This is a genomic window from Serratia sp. (in: enterobacteria), assembly GCF_051654945.1.
Taxonomy (GTDB): Bacteria; Pseudomonadota; Gammaproteobacteria; order Enterobacterales; family Enterobacteriaceae; genus Chania.
In genome coordinates this window covers 1-2535 of record NZ_JBOFZA010000008.1, presented here as the reverse complement: position 1 = coordinate 2535, position 2535 = coordinate 1, and the positions used below count along the sequence as shown (strand labels likewise).

Annotated in this window: 2 protein-coding genes; both read right to left on the bottom strand. The window is 40.1% G+C overall.

The features are described from left to right. Positions 1-84 precede the first annotated feature (84 nt). Positions 85-849 carry an IS21-like element helper ATPase IstB gene (gene istB / locus ACRDCA_RS00075; protein WP_438687739.1) on the bottom strand — a complete coding sequence of 255 codons (765 nt, stop codon included), beginning with the start codon at positions 847-849 and terminating at the stop codon, positions 85-87. Next, on the bottom strand, positions 846-2429 hold the full coding sequence (gene istA, locus ACRDCA_RS00070) for an IS21 family transposase (RefSeq protein ID WP_438687738.1): 1584 nt from the start codon (positions 2427-2429) through the stop codon (positions 846-848). Before istA ends, istB begins: the two co-directional genes overlap by 4 nt. Positions 2430-2535 lie beyond the last annotated feature (106 nt).

Sequence of the window (2535 nt, the reverse complement as noted above, 5' to 3'; positions counted from 1 at the left end):
TGTATAATCCAATTGAAAATTCCCCCATTTACTAATTGAAAATGGGACCACCTTAATCTTCTTGCAAAAATAGTTTTTCCTTTATTATTTCGTTTTGTTCTCGTTCATTTTTTTTGTTTCTTTGAGCCTATATGATGTTCCCGTCATATTAACTAGGTGTGCTTTAAAGGTAATTCTATCAACTAACGCTGCCACCAGCACTTTATCCTTTATAATCTCTCCCCATCTATTAAAAGCGAGATTTGTAGTTATAATAGTGGCTCTTTCTCCTGATCTCCCTGATAAAAGATTAAACAGTAGCTCGCCTGCTTCTTTATCACATCCCACATATCCAAACTCATCGCAAATGACCAAGTCATACTTTTCAAATCTGCTATGCATGGTTAGTAGTTTTCTTTGTGCCTTGGCCTCTCTCATCTCTACTAACAGTTTTGGTACTGATGTAAATAACACTGTCATCCCATTCATGCAAGCCTTAATCCCCAATGCAATAGCCATATGCGTTTTTCCTGTACCTGGATTTCCATAGAGTACTACATTTCTACCTTGTTTAATAAATTCAAGGGTTTCTAGCACTGGTAAAATCTGTGCAGCCTCTATGGGTAGTTCATCCCTCTCTAATTCCTCTAAATATTTGAGCCCAAAGAAGTGTGCAGCCTTAACTCTCTGTTGTTTCCGGTTTTCATTTCTCCTATTTACTTCCCCTTCGAGTAGTTTGCGCACAAATTCAATTTGGCTCCACCCTTGCTTGCCACTCGTTTCTACCATCTCTTCAAGGCTCTCTTTAACTGATAGGAGCTTTAGTTCTGTAGCCAAGCTACATAGTTGTTCTTTCTCTGTAATAATCATATTCCAAGGGTCTTTAGGTGAGTATTGGTACCCATTATTGCTGTGATTCCCTCAAGTGAGTCACCTGCTCTCTGCTGGATAAGTATTTCCTGTTCCTTGAAAGATTCCAGTGGAGTGTTCTCTAGAATAACATCTTGCTCTTTATTGAGCAACATAGCTGTAAGTTGGTCTTTGGTGGCTTTGCGCACATTTCTACCATACAACTCCTTGCTTTTCTCCTCCAAGTCTGCTATTGTATAACCATTCTCACTTATAAATGCCATGAGCTGCACAAACTCTTTATCTGTACCGCAGAACCGATTCTTGTATATCTTATGGAGTTTATCACTAGCATTGTGCCATGCTTGTGTATGAGTGAGTGCATTAGGTTTGTTTAATAGCGTTGGTAGGTAGTGGGTAATGTCTACCACCCAATCATCGTTTGTATAACTTCGCTGGTGAGTAGTAATTTTCTCTTGCTTGTAGAATACAGCAATCTTTTCGCTGTACAGACGTACAGAAACACTTTTCCCGACCAGATGATCTGGAACCGAGTAGTGAGAGTTCTTAACGTATACCGTAGACCATTTGTCAACTTTATACTCTTGAAGTACAAAGCATCCAAAGTCTCCTTCCTTTATTTTGAGAGCTTGGCAATCCTCCAACACGCTAATCTCTTTTGATTTACCTTCTTTATTAAGTAAGGAGCATATTTGAGAAGCATGTTTTTGTGCTAACTCTATCGTTTTGAAGTAAATATCTTCGCCACTAAAACCTCTACTGCGTACCACCTTAACGCTATTCTCTACATGGCCCTTCTCGTTACCTGAACGTATATTACAGAATCTATAACTGAAGCCATAAAAGCTTGACATACCTGCAAGTGTGTCGGTCACCTTACGCTCAGTTCCCACAAACTCCTTCACTGCCACACGCATGTTGTCATAGACCATGCAACAGGGTACCCCGTTTACTTCTCTAAAGAAATTACGGTGAGATTCCATAAAAGCCAACTGGTCTTGATGACGAAATAAGTAGGTATAGCGTGCATTACTATAGGCAAAGGTAAATACAGCCATATAGAAACGCATCTTTCTTCCTGAAATGTAGAGAGTAACCTCTCCCCAGTCAAACTCTACAATCTGCCCAGGTTCGTAGTGGATACGAAGAAAGCACTCCTTGCTCATTGGTACCTTGCTATCTTCTACTCTTTTATGTAGGAGGTAATTGCACACAGTTGAATAGCTAATCTCTAAACCCTCTTCTACAAGTTTGCGATGTATCTGCTTACCTGTCATACATTGCTTGCGTAACCCTTGTCGACGCAACTTACGGTTAACCTCAAAATAATGGTCAACACGCTCCTGGATGGATTTAGAGAACCTTCGGCATCTACGGTTGGCTACTTGATACGTTGGCTTGGTATGAATTAGATCCAATACAGCTGCACTCGAATCCTCACTGGCCAAAGCTTTTTCATACTCGTTGAGATACCGGCGAACTGTTTTTCTGTCGCAACTCATCTCACGAGAGATGGAGCGAATACTACGCCCATCTCGTAACATCTTAATGATTTCTTGTCTCTGAGTCATACTCTTCATTTTATCCCATGCCTTTAAGATTGATAGGCAAAGGTAGTGAACAATGAAGATTGGGTGGTCCCTTTTTCAATTGGAAAAGAGGTAGACTTTTGAATTAGAATTTACA

Coding starts and splice junctions, on each gene's coding strand:
- istB (WP_438687739.1), bottom strand. CDS start 849: ATGATTATTACAGAGAAAGAACAACTATGTAGCTTGGCTACAGAACTA.
- istA (WP_438687738.1), bottom strand. CDS start 2,429: ATGAAGAGTATGACTCAGAGACAAGAAATCATTAAGATGTTACGAGAT.